The 1,064-nt window shown below is 47.7% G+C and carries 1 protein-coding gene; it reads left to right on the top strand.

Going from position 1 to position 1,064, the window contains the following annotated elements; genetic code table 11:
• A partial coding sequence (locus tag R7F67_RS24855) for a diguanylate cyclase domain-containing protein (protein WP_318057535.1) occupies positions 1–1,064 on the top strand: 1,064 nt, incomplete at both ends.

Genomic DNA, 1,064 nt, shown 5'->3' with positions numbered 1-1,064 from the left:
ACTCGCGACAAAGCTTGTGCAAAAGCTCTCTGAAAACACGTCTATGACTCAGTTACAGCTGAAAGACTCCATGGAGAAATTCGGCGCACTTTACCACAGCTCATCGTTAGGCATGCTGATCGTTATTGAACGTGAAATCGTCGACGCCCACCATCGAGCGCTTGAACTACTGAGTTATAAAAAGTCCGACCTTCTTGAGCAGCCATTAGACACGCTCTGCCCTACGACTGCGGATGAGTGTCGTGTTGATGCAATGTATCGAGAGCTTCAACATGGCCGCAATCAGTTTGAAGCACAGATGCTAGACAGCCACGGCGAAACCATCGATTGTTTAATAGAAGCAACACTGATTCAGCACAACGGGCACACCGCCTTGATGCTGCTGTTGCAAGATTTGAGTGAAAACAAACAACAAGCAGAGATGATTCAAAAGCTGACCGATTTTGATCCTGTGTCTGGCTTTTGTAATCGCCCGGTAATCTTAGGCGCACTTGGAGAGTTGGTGAAACACCAGCCGAATCACTTCTCGTTCATCTACATCACAAGTAAGAGCCTCAAACAAATCGCTGAAGTGTACGGACACCTGATCTTTGATGAGGCGATCCAGTACATCTCGACTTTGTTGCGCGACCATTTGGGCACTCACCAAATTGGTCGGATTAGTGAGCATGAGTTCATCGTCATTCTTCCCAACGCAAGCGGTCACAGCGACGCGTTGGAAGCGGCAAACCGACTGTTAAATCAGCTATCTTACAAAATCGAACTCTCTGGGATTATGTTATCGCTCGACAGCAAAGCCGTGATGGTTGACCCTAAAATCACCCACCAGTCCCTCGAGCACCTATTGCTTGTTGCTCGTTACTCAGCGCAGCCAATGAGCGGGCGTCACATGCATGAAGTGTTGGTCGCTGATGGTGAATTATCTGAGCAGGCAGAAACGTCGATGATCATCAATCGCGACTTAGAAGTAGCGATGCGACAAGACAACATCATTCCTTATTTTCAACCAATCGTGAACGCGAAATCAGGTGAAATCATTGGCTTTGAAGCATTGGCTCGATGGC

This window comes from Vibrio sp. YT-17, assembly GCF_033337375.1.
Lineage (GTDB): Bacteria > Pseudomonadota > Gammaproteobacteria > Enterobacterales > Vibrionaceae > Vibrio > Vibrio alginolyticus.
The sequence above is the reverse complement of the archived record's forward strand: the minus strand, read 5'-3'. Positions and strand labels throughout refer to the sequence as shown.